Origin of the sequence: Solibacillus sp. FSL H8-0538 (assembly GCF_038003525.1) — a bacterium.
Lineage (GTDB): Bacteria > Bacillota > Bacilli > Bacillales_A > Planococcaceae > JBBOPI01.
In genome coordinates this window covers 2,200,950-2,219,593 of sequence record NZ_JBBOPI010000001.1, presented here as the reverse complement: position 1 = coordinate 2,219,593, position 18,644 = coordinate 2,200,950, and the positions used below count along the sequence as shown (strand labels likewise).

Here is an 18,644-nt window from a genome sequence, read left to right as displayed (position 1 = left end):
TACCCTATTATTATACTAAAGGGGAGGGGGAAACTATGAGAATTCGTTATGCAACGATAGAAGAAAGGGCATTATTGCTAGAATTAATGCATGATGCATTTTCCGAATATAAGAATGACCCAATTCCATCGAGTGCGCTTCAAGAAACTGTGCAGGATATTATTAATGCAGCCGAGATTGGAGAACAAGCATTAATTATAGAAAATGATGAAAATTTAGCAGTTGGAATGGTACGTTATTTATTTATCGGTGATAGTTTGTATTTTCACCGGCTCTCTGTCCGCAAAACGGAGCAAGCAAAGGGCTATGCTAAAAAGCTACTTATTGAACTAGAGCATGAGGCAATCTCTCATGGCAAGCATTACATTAAATGTAGAGTCCGTGCTAATTCATCGAAAAATATGGTGCTGTACATAAACTTTGGCTATATGCAATACGGGGAACAATGGGTAGAAAAGGTAGATCAACAAAAAGTGTTAAATGCCTTACTTGAAAAACCATTAGTTGTTGCACAAACTAAAAAATATAGAGACTAAACCTAAGAAAGGCTAATCCGTCTTAGGTTTTTTGTGGCAACTAAATTCCGTCTTTTTCTGTTCATAAAAGGCTTCAAGCTGCTCAAAAAGCCCCTTTTCATAATCCTTTTGCCCTCGAATAAATTTTTCCTTTAAATTAAAATAGCAAATTTCTAAATACACGAAATTATGATGGTGAGCAAACAGCTTGTAAGGCTCAGGCTTCTTCACACCGTGGAAATAGGCATTCATCTTATCATAGACGCGTATTTTATAGCCTCGGCGTTGCATTTCACCAACAACTGCCTCCGTATAAAGTAGTAAATCCTCTTTAGGATATTCATAAATATAATTGATTAAAATATGTTGATCCTCTTTTGCAAAAACACTATTTAATTCACGCCACTGTGCAAGGAGCTGCCCCCTTGGTAACATTGGAATGACTTCAATATGCCATAATCTCATGCAAACACCTCCAATTTTATTATACCCATTTTACAACAGCGACATATTATTACGAATTTTTGAAATAAATAATGCAAATTTCTTTGATTATTAAGTGCTATAATATTACACATCATAAAAGAAATGGGAGTTATTAATGAAATCAAGGCATATTAAACTGAAATATTTAATTATGGGCGTTGTTGTTGTCGCATTTTTAACAACAATGATTAGCAATTTGTGGAGTGCGTATCGCATGATTACGGAAACGCTCACAGAAAATACATTGGAAACAAATCGTGTGTATGCTCAGAAGCTCGCTTCAACGGCGGACCTTTATTTAGAGGAAACATTCAATACATTAAAATTTAGCGCAAACGAAATTGCCAATTCGATGGATGATGAACTTGCATTAGCGAATGAGGCAGAACGTTTACACACGCAGGATCATATGTTCAACGCGGTTGTTATTGCCGATCGCCAGGGTGTAGTCATCGGCATATCACCACCTTCAGTAGAAATAAAAGGTGTGACGTTAACATCGGAGGGGCCCCTAGAAGCGCTGGAAAAAAGAGAGCCCATCATTTCAAAACCATATGAGGCGGTAACAGGTAAGCTCGTTATTTTCATATCGCACCCTATTTTTGCGGAAAACGGAGATTATTTAGGGTTTGTCGGAGTGACGATTTATATTAAGGAAGACAATATTTTCCATTCATTACTTGGACAGCATTATTATGATGATGGTTCTTACGTATTTGTTGTGGACGGAGACGGGCGTATTATTTACCATGAGGACCCTAGTCGTTTAGATGACGTCGTTCTTGATAATGAAGTAGTACAAAAGGTTGTCAATGGGGAACATGGTGCACAAGCAGTGAAAAATACAAAAGGTACCGAAATGTTAGCAGGCTATAGTCCCATAAAGTTAGCGGACTGGGGTGTCATTGCACAGCGTCCAACTGAGGCAGCACTAGCACCAGCAGCAAGTCTTGTTAAACGTTTAGCAATGATTTCGATGCCTTTTGCATTCATTGCCTTAATAATTGTATTATGGATGGCAGCAAAAATCGCTACACCATTACAACAAATGGCGACCTTAACCGAGCGTAGTTTGAAAACGAAGAAGGTAGACGAGTTAAATGCTGTATCAAGTTGGTATTACGAAACGTATACGCTGAAAAACGCATTAGTGAAGAGTTTATCTCTATTACATAACCAAGTATCGTTTTTCAAAACACAGTCTTCAACCGACCCGCTAACTGGCCTAACAAATCGACGTACGATGGATACTGTACTTGAGCGTTGGACGAAGGAAAAAGTGGGTTATGCGTTACTGCTTATTGATCTCGATCATTTTAAAAATATTAATGATACATATGGTCATGGGGTAGGTGACGATGTACTTAAATATTTGGCGAAGAAAATGCAACAGTATAAAAGTGAAGAGGCAATTTGTTGTCGCTACGGTGGAGAAGAATTCATTATGTTAATGCCGTATACAACGGAAGAAGAGGCACTGGTTATTGCGGAGCGTCTACGAGTTGATTTAGAGCAAACAACTAGTCCATGTGGTAGACCGATTACGATGTCAGGTGGAATTGCTCTAGCCCAAGAGGTGGGGGATATACCATCTAAAGTAGTTGAAATGGCAGATAAAGCACTTTACGCTGCTAAACAAGCTGGTCGTAACCGCGTATTAGTAGCCAAGCATCATAGACAATAATTTAAAGGGGGTATGTCTAAGTGATTATCTTAGGCATCCCCCCTTTTCACAGCATTCTATTTAAGTAAGTTTCTCAAGCATTCTTGCATGTATTAACCGTTCACGCACGATGACATCGAGCCAAGCTGCTATTACGCCTTTAATAATCCCAACGATGATAAATGGTGCAATGCCCGATAAAAATGCTGCTCCCCAAGTTAGGTTTGCGGCGATCTTTAGCCAAGCTGCACCGAAAAGCAATGTAATGAACATGCCGATTAAATTTGCAATGACGGCATGCTTAAACGTTGTACCAAACCATTTTAAATACAAGCCTATTACAAGTGCAGTAGGAATAAATCCAAGTATATAACCACCAGTTGGCCCAACTAATATACCAAAGCCACCCGTAAACAGTTGGAAAACAGGAAGTCCAAATGCGCCTAAACATACATATAAAATGACAGCATATGTGCCAAATTTCAAGCCTAAAATTGTAACAACAAGCCCAATTGCTAGTGTCTGTCCTGTTATTGGTACGAGTGGAAGTGGAATTGTAATTTGCGCAAGCACAGCAATAATCGCTGCACAAAATGCAGTTAATGTGTAATGAAATACCTTTGTTTGCATTCTAGTACTCCTTTGTAATCGAAAGAAATATTCGGGTTAACGTAAATGTACATCTCGCAGGAAAGCAATGTCAATATATTTAAAGAATGGTTAGAATACAATTCCGAAATAGCAAAAGGTGTCATAAAACATTCAATTTTCTCGTAATTGCTATAAAATCCGAACGATGAAAAGATGCGTAATTAATACGTATAATTGAAAAATACAAGAATACACAAAAAAAATAGGTGAAAATATGCTCGTTTAAACATTTTAAATGCTAGTAATGAACTATTTATTCTATAAAATCAGTTAATTCATTTTGAGAATTATAAAGTTATGTTGTAGAAAATAAAAAATGTTGATATTATTAATTATCGCATAATAATAGAGTTTCTTAATTAATTGTTCGTGTTTTCATTTGTGGATGAATTAAGTGAGGAAATACAATTGCATAAGCATCAGGCTTTGATCGCTATGGATTACACTATAGCAGGAGCAGTTTCTGGAGAGAGCGCGTAGAAGCGTCGCCGAAGGGTTCACTATCTCAGGCAAAAGGACAGGGGAGTAATGAGGAAGTTATTATTCTTAGTTTTTAGGGATTGGTGGAGCTACCAGTCCTTTTTTTATTTTCTGAAAATAAAAAAAGTGATTCGCTGCAAATGTATACATATTAGCTGCGTAAGATTATTTGAAAACTTGGAGGGAATTTGCTTGGAACAACAAGAATTAAAACGAGAACTCAAAAACAGACACGTACAGCTGATTGCAATCGGTGGTACGATCGGAACAGGGCTGTTTCTAGGGTCGGGGAAAGCAATTGCACTAGCAGGACCTTCTATCATTCTCGCATATTTAATCGTCGGGATCTCATTATTCTTTGTGATGCGTGCACTTGGAGAGCTTTTATTATCAAAGGGTGGCTATAAATCATTTACTGACTTTGCAACAGAATATATTGGTCCATGGGCAGGCTATGTAACGGGCTGGACGTACTGGTTCTGCTGGATAATGACGGCTATGGCAGATATTATTGCAGTCGGTGTATATACAAATTATTGGTTCGATATTCCACAATGGATACCGGCAATTGGCTGTTTAGTCATTCTATTATTTTTAAATTTATTAACAGTAAAACTATTTGGCGAGCTAGAGTTTTGGTTTGCAATCATTAAAGTTATTACGATTGTGGCATTAATTATTATTGGGGTTTTCATGTTAATTACAGGCTTTGAAACGAATACAGGTCATGTAACAGTTGAAAATCTATGGGTACACGGCGGGGTATTCCCGAACGGTATGTACGGCTTCTTAATGGCCTTCCAAATGGTTGTCTTTGCCTTCGTAGGGGTAGAACTAGTTGGGGTTTCAGCTGCAGAAACAGCAGATCCAAAGAAAAACATCCCATCTGCAATCAACAAAATTCCAGTACGTATTTTATTATTCTACGTAGGTGCATTATTCGTAATTTTATGTATTAATCCATGGAACACAATGGACGCAACAAGCTCTCCATTCGTACAAGTCTTTGCGTTAATCGGCATTCCAATTGCAGCAGGTATTATTAACTTTGTTGTGTTAACATCAGCAGCATCAGCAGGTAACAGCGGTCTGTTTTCAACAAGTCGTATGTTATTCTCATTAGGTAGTAATAATCAAGCACCAAAATCATTCGGTAAATTAAATAAAAACAGTGTACCGCAAAACGGTTTAATCGTTTCAGCAATTGTTGTATCGATTGGCGCATTACTAAGTAAATTAATGCCAGAGAATGCATTTGGCGTTGTCACAACAATTAGTGCCATCTGTTTCATCTGGGTATGGAGTATCATTTTAATCTCACATATCATTTACAAGAAGCGTCACCCAGAACTACATAAAACATCAGTTTTCAAAGCACCAATTACACCATTCATTAACTACGTAGTACTTGTATTCTTTGCATTCTTATTAGTGGTAATGGCGGTTTCAGAAGCAACACGTACAGCATTAATGCTAACACCACTTTGGTTCATCATGCTGTTTGTGTTCTATAAAGTGAAGAGTAGAAAAGTGAATAATTAGAAAAACTGACTCATTAGTGGAGATTCACTAGTGGGTCAGCTTTTTGTTAATTGATAAAGTCGAGCCAATCGTTCCCGCCATTAGCTTTGTCCATGTACGAACTAAAGAGCAGTGGATTTCATTTTTTTGATTGTAATGACTACACCACAAATTAGGAGTAGAATGGCTTGACCAATCATCGTTTCAATCGTTGGATAGAAGCCAATACTGCTCACAACAGGGAGGGCATGAATGATGTTCGTTGGAATAACGCTTGTAAGCTGTAAGGTATGCAGGCTTGTTCCGATAATTTTAAATGCCAATACATAAATAAAAATTGTAGCGGCTAGGAAAAATAGATGAACTGGAATTTTTACAGATAATTTAAATAGGACAAACGCGAATACGAGTAAGCATAGACATGCAACGATAATCCCTAATACAAAGTCAAATGTTGCCATTTTCGGAGCGACGCCAACATAAAATAAAATCGTTTCAGCGCCTTCACGGAATACCGATAAAAAGCTGATTCCGGCCATAGCAAGCACAGATTTTTTTGAAATGGCGCTGCTCAACTGCTTTGATAAATAACTATTCCATGACGTAACACTAGATTTATTGTGTAGCCAAATGCCGATGCCGATCATCATGATGGCTGCGAATAATCCGACATAGCCTTCTAGCATTTCGCGGCTAGTGTTTACAGAAATAGACTGGAAGAGCACTGATAATAAAACAGCAGCTAAAGCTGATAATACTACGCCAAGCGCGGCTCCAGAATAAATCCACTTGACCATCTTTTCTTGGTTGGATTTCTTTAAAAATGAAACGAGTACCATAATGATAAGCAGTGCCTCTAAGCCTTCGCGTAGAAGAATTAGTGCGGAGTCCCAAAATGTATAGTCTCCGTCCTCTTGAAGAATTTGAATTTCCTTTTTAAAGTAGTTCAGTTGTGCCTTCACCGAATCCACGTCTGGTGAAGACTTACGTAGCTCACTTACTAAAATAGGGAAATCCCCTTCGATTTTTGTATAAAGTGAACCGTTCCGCGTAGAAACGTCAATTTCCACATTTGGCCACATAATGATAAATTCAGTTAATGTATTACTAGCCGAAGTATAATCTTCTGCCTTAATTTGTTCTTCAGCTGTATCGATATAATCAACAAGTGTTTGCAATGAATAGTCCGATGCAATCACTTCAACCTCATCACCAGAGAGAAAGGAATCAATCGTTTCCTTGAAATCTGCATATTGTATGGCAATGTCCGCTAGTTCGACATTCTCACTTGATAAAGCAATTCTTAGGAAAGCTAGCTTTGTTTCAATTTGACCGTATAAGCCAATGCTCTGCTCACGTACAGGACGCTCATACTGATTCCACTTCACATTCATCGTGGTATAGGCAGCATCTACCTGATCTAACTCCCCAGAGGCAAGTGCTTCCTCAAAGGTTGTCATGAAAGGGGAGAACTTTGTACCAAATTCTGCGCGCTGTTCCTGTTCATCAACCGGATTTTCAAGCTTTTCAAGTGCTGCGAGTGTTTTCGAAAAGTTAGATAGAGCAGCCTTTCGTTCATCGGCAGAGGCGGCTGTAACAACTTCATTCAATGCGGCATCAGCATCTGCTTTCGCCTCTGTCTGTTCGGAATCCACAGCATTCCACAGCTCCTGTAATTTTCCAATATCCGCCAATGCTTCTGTTTCAAATCCTTGTTTCGTATTCATAAGGGCATCACTTAGGGTAATATACAGCTCACTATAAGACGATGAGGCAAAGCTTGTTTGACTAAAAAGTAAGGTGAAAAAGCAGAGAAAACTAATTTTTAAAAAGTGCTTCACCAATAAAACTCCCTTTATTAATACCAGAGAAGCATGCAAAAATAGCACTGCTTCGGTGGGTAATATATTCATTTAATTTATCATTGCGACCGAGACTATTTTGAATATCGATAAACGCTTGCGGATTCTTTTGGAACGAAATAAACAATAGACCCGCATCATAAGCACCTGTTTTTGTCACAATTCCAGAAGAATAGGAGAACGCGCGGCGCTTTATTTTTGCCTTTACTTGTTTGGCTAAAAATACATGTGACGTTTCTGGAATATACGGCTTGCCGTTTTCATCCTTCAGCGTCAAATCTACTTCATCGAATTCATGTTCCTTCCCAAGTGGTGCACCTGAAACGCGGGCGCGGCCAAATGTGTTCTCTTGTTCGAAGAGTGCTGTGCGGTCCCATGTTTCTAAATGCATTTGAATTTTCCGGAATATTAAATATGTCCCACCACGAAGCCAAGAACGATCATCCACCCAAACCTGCTCGTTGAAATCCGAATTAGTCGAAGGATTTACTGTACCGTCCTTGAACGAAAATAAATTCCTAGGCGTGCCACCATCTGTTGGTATCGAATTAAAGCCTGTTTCAGACCACTTTATTTGAACTTGCCCGCTTGCAGCTCGAATGAGATTTCTCACTGCATGAAACGCTACTTGAGGATCATCGGCACATGCTTGAATACAAATATCTCCACCCGAAATCGCATCATCAAGTTGATCCTTTGGGAAGTGGGGGAGGTCCGTTAGAGCTTTTGGCTTTTTCGCAGTCAGCCCTAATTTTTCATTTGTAAATAGTGTAGGTCCAACACCGAAAGTCAATGTTAGATGGCTTGTATTACTACTAAGTGTGTCACCTGTATCAACAGGAGGAACGTATTGATTTGCAGTCTCTATATCTTCTAAAGGTTCGCCTTTCATTAAACGTTCGGCAAGCGGTGTCCATTTCTCAAATAATGCCTGCAACTCTGCCTTTGATGAAACGAGTGCAGTGAGTGCGGCAAAATAAACATGCTGCTGCGTGGGTGTTTGAATCCCTGCTTGATGGCCTCCGTAAAATGGCTCAATCTGTTGCGCAGAAGCTGCTTTGACTTCAGTATTATCTTCATCATTGAGCAGTTTTATGACGCCTCCCATTCCAGAGGCGCCAATCGCTACACCGAGCGTTCCAAGACCTGTTAACTTCAACATTTCACGACGTGTAATTTTTGTTTCAGGCATTTTCTTCATCCTTATTGTAAAATAATTCCCATTTGGCTAAGGGGTTCGCCAAGTTGGTTTACTGCTTGTGCTAACGCTTGTGTATCTGCTTCTGTTAGCTCTTCGTATGATTTAAAGCCTGCTTCAGTTGAACCGTGTAGTGCAAGTAACTCGTCAACCGCTGCGAATTTTTCATCTAAAGATGCAACAAGCACCGCATCTTTTTCTTCTATTTTTGTGCGAAGGATTTCGAAGATTTTTTCTGCACCTTCAATATTTGCTTTAAAGTCATAAAGGTCCGTGTGTGAATAAATTTCTTCCTCACCAGTAATTTTCGACGTAGATACTTCGTTTAATAAATCAACCGCACCAGTAATCATTAAATCAGGCGTTACTTCTACTGTTTGCACTAAAGCGTGAAGCTCTTTTGTATCCGCAAGTAATTGGTCTACCACTGCTTCGTAGCCTTCTGTTGTCCCCTCTACCCAAAGTGCATATTCCAATTTATGGTAGCCTGACCATTCTTCCTCGCCAAGCCCTTCTTCTTGAATATCTGCTAAGCGTCCGTCAATACGTGGGTCCAAATCGCCAAAGCTTTCTGCAATTGGTTCAGAACGCTCAAAGTACATGCGCGCTAGTGGATAAATTGCTTTTGCTTCTTCAATATTGCCTGCTTTAAATGCCTCAACGAAGCGTTGTGTTTCTAGTAAAAATGAATCCATTTGTTCTAAAGCAAAATCGCCATAAGCAGTTAATTGTGGTGATAAATCAACAGCTGCTACTTCGTCTTGTTCTACAACAACATCTGTTTTTTCTGTCGCTTTCTCATCCGATCCACAGCCTGACATTACTATACTACCTGCAAGTAATATTGCAGTTAAAGAGTTGAATTTCAATGAATTAAATTTCATTATGTGAGCCTACCTTTTATTAGAATAGGTAAATGATAAATGTTCTCAAATAAAAAAGCAACATCATTTTTGAAAGAGGATATTAGGTAATATAGGAACGGAAAGAATAATGTAGTTTAAATTGATGAAAGTGGGCAGGGAAATTTAAAAATGAGGAAGGTTTGTTTTGAGAGTTATAGTTGAAATGAGTGTAACTATTAACATACTTCTTTTATAATGATAGCAACGAGGTGATAAGAAATGCAGCGTAAGGGTAAAATTATTTTGCATATTGATATGAATTGTTTTTATGCATCTGTGGAACAAGTATACAATCAAAGTCTAAAAGGTAAACCAGTTGCAGTTGCCGGTAACCCACAAGAACGGAGAGGAATAATCGTTACTTGTTCATACGAGGCTAGAGCAAGCGGTGTTAAGACTACCATGACAGTTGGTGAAGCGAGGAAACTCTGCCCGGAACTTATAATCTTACCACCCAATTTTGAAAGATATAGAGAGGCCTCAAAGCATTTTGTGAATTTGTTGAAAACCTATACAGATAAAGTTGAGCCTGTATCAATCGATGAAAGTTATGTAGAAATTACACATTTATGCATGAATAGACATCCACTTGAACTAGTAAAAGAGATTCAAGAGCGTATTTATACTGAACTGTCACTTCCGTGTTCGATTGGGGTTGCACCTAACAAATTTCTAGCAAAAACGGCATCTGACATGAGAAAGCCTATGGGAATAACAGTGTTGAGAAAAAGAGATGTCCCGCAAATACTTTGGCCTTTGCCAGTAATAGAGATGTATGGTATTGGTAAGAAGACTGCTGAAAAATTAAATACTCTTCAGATAACAACAATAGGGGACTTAGCTGTTGCAGATGATTATAAGCTCCGCCTTTCATTAGGGATTAACGGAGAACGATTAAAAAATAGAGCGAATGGAATAGACGAACGAGAAGTAGACCCAGATTCAATCTATGATACAAAAAGTGTAGGAAACTCGACAACCCTTCATTCAGATGAGACGGATCTTCAAGTACTCAAAAACACAATTGATATGCTGTCAGAAAAAGTAGCAGCTCGCTTACAAGCAAAGCGTCTCGCTGGTACAACAATCATTCTGTATATTCGAGACGCTAGCTGGCACAACCAGACACGAAGTAAAACCGTATCGAATGCCGTTCAATTAAAAGATGAGATCTTTGAAATCGCTTGGAAGTTATTTAAAACGCATTGGGATGAGGAACCAGTACGATTGTTAGGTGTTACAGTTTCAAATGTAATTGATAAAAAAGAAGTTACCCAGCAACTATCCATGTTCAATTTCCAACAGCATGTTAAGGATGAGCCTATTATTGAATTAATGAATACGCTTGAAAAGAAGTTTGGAAAAGGTGCGGTTCAGAGAGGAATAGATGCACCAAAGCAAGGGAAGTATCATGCGAATACAAGCTTTAGTAAAGACTTTTTAGATGATTTTAAGAAATAAAATGCCGAAGTATTGACATTATCCCAACTTCTCCGCAGGTATTAAAAAACACCTTCTGTAGCTTATTGGAATCGAAATTTGACTGGGCATATGCAGACTGTTCCAAGTCAATTTTATCGCTACATGCTGTTAGTGCAAATTCTGCAGCTATTGAGTTTATCCCCATTAGAATTTTTATTCATTGCATTGCCCCATTTTTTATCCAATGACAAAATAACCATCCTTAACACAATCACCTACTATGCCTATGTAAGGTATGGGAATTTTTATTTACGTCCTTTAATTAACTATAGGGCGTTTTTTATTTCTTGAAAAATATACCATCCACCGTTTTTTTATTGTTGACAGCATACGGACATGAATATAATATGTTTATATGAATATGTTAACATATAGTAAAGTTGTTGCTGAAATGACGATTCAAAATATGGAGGGATTCTTATGGCAGATCATCATGAACATACCCATACACATGGTGCGAACAAAAAAGTATTATTGATTTCATTTTGTATTATTACCAGTTATATGATTGTCGAAGCAATAGGGGGGTATTTGACGAACAGTTTAGCCCTATTTTCTGATGCAGGGCATATGCTGAGCGATGCGGTATCACTTGGGATTGCCTTGCTCGCCTTTACATTTGGTGAAAAGGCAGCCAATGCGAGTAAAACCTATGGCTACAAGCGTTTTGAAATTTTAGCAGCTGTCTTAAATGGTGTGACCCTTATTTTAATTGCGCTTTTCATTTTTTATGAAGCGATAGAACGTTTTGCGAATCCACCAGAAATAGCCACAACCGGAATGCTTGTTATTAGCAGTATCGGATTAGCTGTAAATATCTTTGTCGCTAGGATTATGCTGCGTGGCGGTGATACGAAAGAAAATCTAAATATGCGTGGGGCATTTCTTCATGTGATTAGTGATATGTTAGGCTCTGTTGGCGCCATAGTAGCTGCCTTACTCATCATGTTCTTTGGTTGGGGCTGGGCCGATCCATTAGCTAGTGTCATTGTTGCAGCACTAGTATTACGGAGTGGTTATTATGTAACCAAAGCGTCCCTACATGTACTGATGGAGGGGACACCTCAAAATATAGAGCTAAACGACGTTGTACAAACAATAAAAACAGTAAAGGGCATTGAGGATATTCATGATTTACATGTTTGGTCGATTTCAAGTGGTTTAAATGCAGTTTCCTGTCATGTTGTGGTAGATGGGCAGTTAACAATTGCAGAGGCTGAAAAGTTATTACGTAAAATTGAGCATGATTTAGCGCATAAAAATATCCAGCATGTGACGATTCAACTCGAAACGGCTGCTCATCAACATACTAATACGGTTTTATGTACAGTGAAGGCAGAAACACCAGATGCCCATGCACATCATCACCACTAAAGTAAAGGCAATATCTAGGTTGCCTAGTGTAATTGTGTATAATATAGGGAGTAGTAACATAGGAGGCTTTATTTTGGAAGAAAACGTAGGACAATGGAATCAGCCGATAGTTGAAACAGCCACGTGCCGTAAAAGCCATCACCCAGATAGTGTGAAGAAAAATTTGACTGTACGGTTAAATCGTATCGAAGGACAAATTCGTGGTATAAAGGGCATGGTGGAGAAAGATGTGTATTGTGATGATATAAATACACAAATTTCGGCATCACAATCTGCATTAAATAGTGTAGCGAAAATTTTACTTGAAGGTCACCTGAAAGGCTGTGTAGTGGATCGTTTAGCTGAAGGCGATGACGAAGTTTTAGATGAACTGCTTGTGACGGTTCAAAAATTAATGAAGAAATAAGCTTATATAAGAAACATAAAGACGTGTCAGTATAATTCTGATACGTCTTTTTATTGCGTTAAATGGCTCCTTTATCACGTTGACTTTTTATGCAATAGGCACTATATTATTTGTTATATGAACATGTATTCATTAAAAAGAGTAGTTATTATCTGGAGGTGTTTTATTCATGGTAAAGGAAGTACAAACTAACTCTCATGAATTAGATGAGGAAACCCTATTTGTCGTTTCGCAAACATTTAAAGCATTAAGTGATCCAACGCGTATTCGGATATTGAATTTGATTTGTTGCGAGGAGCATTCGGTAAATGATATTGCAGAAATACTTGGTTTAGGTCAGTCTAACGTATCTCATCAGCTTCGATTATTAAAAAGTTTACGTTTAGTAAATTTTAGACGTCAAGGGACAATGATGTATTATTCAAGTGATGATGACCATGTAATAAGCTTATTGCATCAGGCAATTAACCATGCAAAACATTAATTAAACAGTTTTATTCAGCTAGATTCGGTATGAATTCTAATAGTGGTGAGAGCCTGAAGCCTTGATATTCTTAAGGTTTCAGGCTCTTTTGGAAAATACAGAGAAAAATGAGGTTCACCACTTTACATACCTTCACGGGGTATAGTATGATGATATCAAGATAAGGAGATGAGTAAATGGAAAACGCATTAGAAGCTGCAACTTGTCACGCTGAAGAGGCATCTTGTCGCAAAAGTCATCACCCTGAAAAAGTGAAAAAGGATTTATCCAATCGTTTAAATCGGGTCGAAGGTCAAATTCGTGGAATTAAAGGAATGATTGAAAAAGATGTGTATTGTGATGATGTAATCACGCAATTATCTGCTACTCAGTCTGCCTTAAATAGTGTGGCGAAGATTTTACTAGAAGGCCACTTAAAAGGTTGCGTGGTCGATCGATTAGCAGAAGGTGACGAAGCAGTTTTAGATGAACTCATTGTGACTATTCAGAAGTTGATGAAAAAATAAGCTAGTCGAGCCTCTGGAAAATGGCGGTATCTCTTTAGTTTCTATATACCCCGTCGCCGTATAGTGATATAAATTATAAAATGATTAAAGGAGAGATATGAATATGCAAAATGTAACATTAAACGTACAAGGAATGTCTTGTGGCCATTGTGTAAAAGCGGTAGAAGGTAGCGTAGGTGAGCTTGCTGGCGTAAATGAAGTGAAAGTAATCTTGGCAGATGCACAGGTTGAAGTAGTATTTGACGAATCGCAAGTATCATTGGAGCAAATTAAAGAAACAATTGACGATCAAGGCTATGACGTTGTTTAACGTGAATTCGAAGATCGGACATTGAAAAAACGGGGTGCTCGAGTAGCACTCTTTTATTTGTAAATAAAAAGCATAACTTAACTATCCACATAAGTAAGGACACCAACTCGCCCTATTATGGGTGAGTTGTGACTTACTAATCAATAATATATACCCCTAATCGGTATGGAGAGGTGGAAATAGCATGGGTACAGAAGTTAAAGAAGCCAATTTGCAAATTACGGGCATGACGTGTGCAGCGTGTGCGATCCGTATCGAAAAAGGCTTGAATAAAATGGATGGTGTCGAACAAGCAAGTGTCAATTTAGCACTAGAAAAGTCATTAATTAAATATGATCCAATGAAACTGAGTGAAGCTGATTTTGAAAAGAAAATTGAAGCGCTTGGGTACGGCGTTGTAAAACTAAAAGTCGAATTTGCTATTACAGGTATGACGTGTGCTGCCTGTTCAACACGTATCGAAAAAGGTTTGAAAAAAATGAACGGTGTTGCAATTGCAAACGTCAACTTAGCGCTCGAAAAAGCTACGATTGAATTTAACCCCTCTGAAGTTGCGATTGCAGACATCCTCGCAAAAGTAGAAAAATTAGGGTACGGTGCGCATCTAAAGAAAGACGATGCAGTACAAGTCGATCACCGTAAAGAAGCGATTAAACAGCAACAAAATAAATTTCTTCTTGCAGTTATACTTTCATTACCGTTACTTTGGACGATGGTAGGACACTTTTCATTTACCTCGTTCTTATATGTACCCGATTTCCTAATGAATCCGTGGGTACAAATGCTTCTCGCAACACCGGTACAATTTATTATCGGAAAACAGTTCTATGTCGGCGCATATAAAGCCCTTCGTAATGGTAGTGCGAATATGGATGTATTAGTTGTTATGGGTACATCTGCTGCGTATTTCTACAGTGTGTACCAAGCGATCTTAACTGCGGGCACACACCACGGACCGCATCTTTACTTTGAGACAAGTGCGGTGCTGATTACACTGATTTTACTTGGTAAATTATTCGAAGCAAAAGCAAAAGGTCGGTCATCGGAAGCCATAAAAAAATTAATGGGTCTTCAAGCCAAAGCAGCCATTGTAGTTCGTGAGGGCATTGAAAAAGAAGTGCCACTTGAAGAGGTTGTACTAGGTGATACAATCCTTGTGAAACCTGGTGAAAAAATTCCAGTAGACGGTGAAGTATTAGAAGGCTTTACCGCTGTTGATGAATCGATGTTAACAGGTGAAAGTTTACCAGTAGATAAAAAAATGGGCGACGTCCTATACGGTTCAACCATTAATAAAAACGGCTTTATTAAAATGACCGCAACAAAAGTCGGTCGTCATACAGCGCTTGCACAAATTATTAAAGTAGTAGAAGATGCGCAAGGTTCTAAAGCGCCCATTCAACGACTAGCGGACCAAGTTTCAGGTATTTTCGTGCCAATTGTTGTTGGTGTTGCTGTTGTTACATTCCTTGTATGGATTTTATGGGTAACACCAAGTGACTTTACAAAAGCACTTGAAGTGTTCATTACAGTACTTGTTATTGCCTGTCCATGTGCGCTCGGTCTTGCGACACCAACTTCAATTATGGCCGGTTCTGGACGTGCAGCTGAATTCGGGATTTTATTCAAAGGCGGCGAACATTTAGAACAAACACAAAGTATTGATACAGTAATAGTTGATAAAACAGGTACTGTAACACATGGGAAACCGGTATTAACAGATATTGCACTTGTAGCTGGACAAGAAGAGCATTTCCTATCCTTAATTGGCGCAGCAGAAAAACAATCGGAGCATCCATTAGCAGATGCCATTGTTGCCGGGATTGTGGATCGAGGTATTAAACTTGGTACCGTTCAATTTTTCGAAGCCATTCCAGGGTTTGGCGTACAAGCAACGGTTTCTGGAAAATCGGTTGTTGTCGGTACACGTAAATTAATGGCACACTACGGCATTGATATTACACATGTATTACCGATGATGGAAGCACTTGAACGTGATGGGAAAACAGCGATGTTGGCAGCGATTAACGGACAGTATGCTGGTTTAGTAGCAGTTGCCGATACTATTAAAGATACGTCAGCAGAAGCAATCAAACGTCTGCAAAATATGGGAATCACCGTCATTATGATGACAGGTGATAACGAACGTACAGCACAAGCAATCGGAAAAGAAGTCGGTGTAAATGCTGTCATCGCAGAAGTACTTCCTGAAGGTAAAGCAGAAGAAGTGAAAAAACTGCAAGCACAAGGTAAAAAAGTTGCGATGGTTGGGGACGGTATTAACGACGCCCCCGCACTTGCCACAGCGAATATCGGGATGGCGATCGGTACAGGAACAGACGTCGCAATGGAAGCGGCCGATATTACGTTAATTCGCGGCGATTTAAATAGCATTGCCGATGCGATTTTAATGAGTCGTAAAACAATGCGAAACATTAAACAAAATTTATTTTGGGCATTTGCCTACAATACAATGGGTATTCCAATTGCAGCAATCGGTTTATTGGCGCCTTGGGTAGCAGGCGCTGCAATGGCATTTAGTTCGGTATCGGTTGTCTTAAACGCATTACGCTTACAACGTGTGAAACTATAGTAAACACAAATTAATGTCAGGTAAAATAAAAAAAGGATTGTGCCAAAAAGGGTGAAATGTACTTTTGGCACAGCCATTTTCTTTGTCAAGAAAATGTGGAATTTTGACTTGGTAGATAAGAAAGGACATCATCTCGCCTTATTTTGGGCGAGATGTGTCTTTCTAATGGATAACGTTCAAATAATTATATACAGCTGGAGTGGGGTAAGCCTACGTCAGTGAAGCTATTTAAACGGTTGTGCGCGTAACGCCGTCTTCTTAAATGGTATAATCACTGGCACATGATACAATTATTGTATTTACATAATGTTAGGAGGAAACGCTTTTGGAAGAAAGACGAGAGAACAAACCATCTGCGAAGTCATTTTTGCATCTACTTAAACGAGTAAAGTGGCCGGTAAAAATCACATTAATTGCACTTTTTTTATCAGTGGTTGAAACTATAGCTGGTCTTGTCGTGCCGTTGATAACAAGCAGGTTAGTAGATTCCTTAACACTCGAGAGTTTTGATTGGAAAATAATCGGATTCTTGCTCGTTGTATTTGTGTTACAAGCCATTACAGGTGGATTTTCTTTCTATATGCTAACATATATCGGTGAAAAAGTTGTTGCCAATATGCGTGAACAGCTGTGGGCAAAAATATTAACATTGCCGATTCCTTATTATGATCAACATGAAACGGGCGAAACGATGAGCCGCATCACGCAAGATACATCGACGTTGAAAACACTCATTACGCAGCATTTTGTGCAAGTAATTTCCGGTGTGATTTCCATTATTGGAGCAATCGTTTTATTACTTATTATTGATTGGAAAATGACACTAATTTTACTCATTAGTGTACCAATTTCGACAGCGATTATCCTACCTCTTGGGCGAATGATGCATAATATTGCGATCAAAACACAAAAAGAAATGGCTTCCTTTTCCGGATTACTCGGTAGGATTTTAACAGAAATTCGTCTAGTAAAATCTTATCGCGCAGAGGAACGTGAAACAGAAACTGGCAATGCCGCAATCGGTCGTTTATTTCAATTTGGGTTAAAAGAGGCAAAAGTACAGGCGTTTATTTCACCGATTATGACACTGATCATGATGGGATTACTCGTCGTCATTTTAGGGTATGGTGGCTCGCAAGTGGCAAGTGGGGCATTAACTGCGGGCCAATTGGTGGCAATTATCTTTTACTTATTCCAAATTATTATTCCATTCACACAAATCGCCACGTCCTTTACAGCATTCCAAAAGGCAGCGGGAGCAACAGAACGCATTCAAGAAATCTTTGCGATGGACAGTGAACAAGTCAACGGAAAATCAGTGGAAGCAATTACAACACTTACGTTTGATAAAGTTGCATTTCAATACAATGAAAGCCGTCAAATACTCAAGGACCTGTCATTTGGAGTGCAGGCGGGTACTGTAACCGCCCTTGTTGGACCAAGTGGCGGCGGGAAGACGACCATTTTCTCTCTATTGGAACGCTTTTATATACCGACAGACGGAACCATTTTGGTCGACAACAATGATTTACAACAGCTTTCTTTAGAGGAATGGCGTCGAAAAGTAGGCTATGTTTCTCAAGAAAGCCCATTACTTAGTGGCACGATTTTTGAAAATATCACGTATGGTCTAACAGAAGCACCCGCTTTGGAACAAGTCCGACAAGCAGCACGGGCAGCGAATGCGTTAACATTTATCGAGGAATTACCAGCAGGCTTTTCGACAGAAGTTGGTGAGCGCGGCATTAAATTATCGGGTGGACAAAGGCAACGTATTGCGATCGCACGGGCATTATTGTATGATTCGCAAATTTTATTACTGGACGAGGCAACATCCAATTTAGACAGTGCCTCAGAAATTTTAGTACAAGAAGCGTTGCATCACTTAATGAAAGGTCGTACAACGTTTATCATTGCGCATCGTTTAGCTACGATTGTTCATGCAGACCGGATTTTATTTATTGAGAAGGGGCAAATAACGGGGCAAGGAACGCATGAGGAATTATTAGAATCGCATGCTTTATACCATGAATATTCTACAGGACAAGGACTAGTGAGTGAATAAATTTGTCATGCGCAAAGTATAATAATCTGCTAAGAGAGGGTGTTATAGTGCCTTCTCTTTTTTACTTTTATTGTAAAAAATATGACCTTCAGCAGGAATTCTCTTTTTATTGTTGAATTAAGTTACTAGATTCACTAATAAAG

Annotated in this window: 16 protein-coding genes and 1 riboswitch; of the genes, 11 read left to right on the top strand and 5 right to left on the bottom strand. The window is 38.9% G+C overall.

Annotation, left to right across the window (positions count from 1 at the left end; all coding sequences use genetic code 11):
- Positions 1–35 precede the first annotated feature (35 nt).
- A complete protein-coding gene (locus tag MHH87_RS10480) occupies positions 36–536 on the top strand; it encodes a GNAT family N-acetyltransferase (protein ID WP_340749252.1) in 501 nt (166 codons plus the stop codon).
- A gap of 12 nt (positions 537–548) precedes the next feature.
- Here the strand turns inward: MHH87_RS10480 and MHH87_RS10475 are convergent, their stop codons facing one another.
- Positions 549–980 (bottom strand): pyrimidine dimer DNA glycosylase/endonuclease V, encoded by a 432-nt coding sequence (locus MHH87_RS10475; protein ID WP_340749251.1) that lies wholly within the window; start codon positions 978–980, stop codon positions 549–551.
- A 136-nt stretch (positions 981–1,116) separates the two neighbouring features.
- Here MHH87_RS10475 and MHH87_RS10470 point away from each other — a divergent pair, with 136 nt between their 5' ends.
- Positions 1,117–2,685 (top strand): sensor domain-containing diguanylate cyclase, encoded by a 1,569-nt coding sequence (locus MHH87_RS10470; RefSeq protein WP_340749250.1) that lies wholly within the window; start codon positions 1,117–1,119, stop codon positions 2,683–2,685.
- Between the two features lie 60 nt (positions 2,686–2,745).
- Here MHH87_RS10470 and MHH87_RS10465 read toward each other — a convergent pair whose 3' ends face one another.
- Positions 2,746–3,294: a biotin transporter BioY gene (locus tag MHH87_RS10465; RefSeq protein WP_340749249.1), complete on the bottom strand. Its 549-nt coding sequence runs from the start codon at positions 3,292–3,294 to the stop codon at positions 2,746–2,748.
- Positions 3,295–3,768: 474 nt separating this feature from the next.
- A riboswitch (glycine riboswitch) is annotated at positions 3,769–3,846 on the top strand.
- A gap of 141 nt (positions 3,847–3,987) precedes the next feature.
- On the opposite strand from MHH87_RS10465, the gene MHH87_RS10460 reads away from it, so the two are divergent.
- Positions 3,988–5,337, top strand: a complete 1,350-nt coding sequence (locus MHH87_RS10460; protein ID WP_340749248.1) for an amino acid permease — start codon at positions 3,988–3,990, stop codon at positions 5,335–5,337.
- A 101-nt stretch (positions 5,338–5,438) separates the two neighbouring features.
- Here MHH87_RS10460 and MHH87_RS10455 read toward each other — a convergent pair whose 3' ends face one another.
- From MHH87_RS10455 to efeO, 3 genes are all read right to left on the bottom strand, one after another.
- On the bottom strand, positions 5,439–7,043 hold the full coding sequence (locus MHH87_RS10455; RefSeq protein WP_340749247.1) for an FTR1 family iron permease: 1,605 nt from the start codon (positions 7,041–7,043) through the stop codon (positions 5,439–5,441).
- A 91-nt stretch (positions 7,044–7,134) separates the two neighbouring features.
- On the bottom strand, positions 7,135–8,370 hold the full coding sequence (efeB, locus tag MHH87_RS10450; protein WP_340749246.1) for an iron uptake transporter deferrochelatase/peroxidase subunit: 1,236 nt from the start codon (positions 8,368–8,370) through the stop codon (positions 7,135–7,137).
- Positions 8,371–8,381: 11 nt separating this feature from the next.
- Entirely contained in the window at positions 8,382–9,245 is an 864-nt protein-coding gene (gene efeO, locus MHH87_RS10445) for an iron uptake system protein EfeO (RefSeq protein WP_340750967.1), read from the bottom strand.
- A gap of 255 nt (positions 9,246–9,500) precedes the next feature.
- On the opposite strand from efeO, the gene MHH87_RS10440 reads away from it, so the two are divergent.
- The 8 genes from MHH87_RS10440 to MHH87_RS10405 all read left to right on the top strand — a co-directional run bounded on the left by MHH87_RS10440 (position 9,501) and on the right by MHH87_RS10405 (position 18,501).
- Positions 9,501–10,742, top strand: a complete 1,242-nt coding sequence (locus MHH87_RS10440) for a DNA polymerase IV (protein ID WP_340749245.1) — start codon at positions 9,501–9,503, stop codon at positions 10,740–10,742.
- Positions 10,743–11,183: 441 nt separating this feature from the next.
- Positions 11,184–12,137 (top strand): cation diffusion facilitator family transporter, encoded by a 954-nt coding sequence (locus MHH87_RS10435; protein WP_340749244.1) that lies wholly within the window; start codon positions 11,184–11,186, stop codon positions 12,135–12,137.
- A 73-nt stretch (positions 12,138–12,210) separates the two neighbouring features.
- Positions 12,211–12,543, top strand: a complete 333-nt coding sequence (locus MHH87_RS10430; protein ID WP_340749243.1) for a metal-sensitive transcriptional regulator — start codon at positions 12,211–12,213, stop codon at positions 12,541–12,543.
- 169 nt (positions 12,544–12,712) lie between these two features.
- Complete coding sequence (locus MHH87_RS10425; RefSeq protein WP_340749242.1) at positions 12,713–13,027, top strand: ArsR/SmtB family transcription factor; 315 nt, start codon at positions 12,713–12,715, stop codon at positions 13,025–13,027.
- Positions 13,028–13,203: 176 nt separating this feature from the next.
- Entirely contained in the window at positions 13,204–13,533 is a 330-nt protein-coding gene (locus MHH87_RS10420) for a metal-sensitive transcriptional regulator (protein WP_340749241.1), read from the top strand.
- Positions 13,534–13,636: 103 nt separating this feature from the next.
- Complete coding sequence (copZ, locus tag MHH87_RS10415; RefSeq protein WP_340749240.1) at positions 13,637–13,843, top strand: copper chaperone CopZ; 207 nt, start codon at positions 13,637–13,639, stop codon at positions 13,841–13,843.
- 184 nt (positions 13,844–14,027) lie between these two features.
- On the top strand, positions 14,028–16,436 hold the full coding sequence (locus MHH87_RS10410; RefSeq protein ID WP_340749239.1) for a heavy metal translocating P-type ATPase: 2,409 nt from the start codon (positions 14,028–14,030) through the stop codon (positions 16,434–16,436).
- Positions 16,437–16,761: 325 nt separating this feature from the next.
- Positions 16,762–18,501: an ABC transporter ATP-binding protein gene (locus MHH87_RS10405; protein ID WP_340749238.1), complete on the top strand. Its 1,740-nt coding sequence runs from the start codon at positions 16,762–16,764 to the stop codon at positions 18,499–18,501.
- The last annotated feature ends 143 nt before the right edge of the window (positions 18,502–18,644 follow it).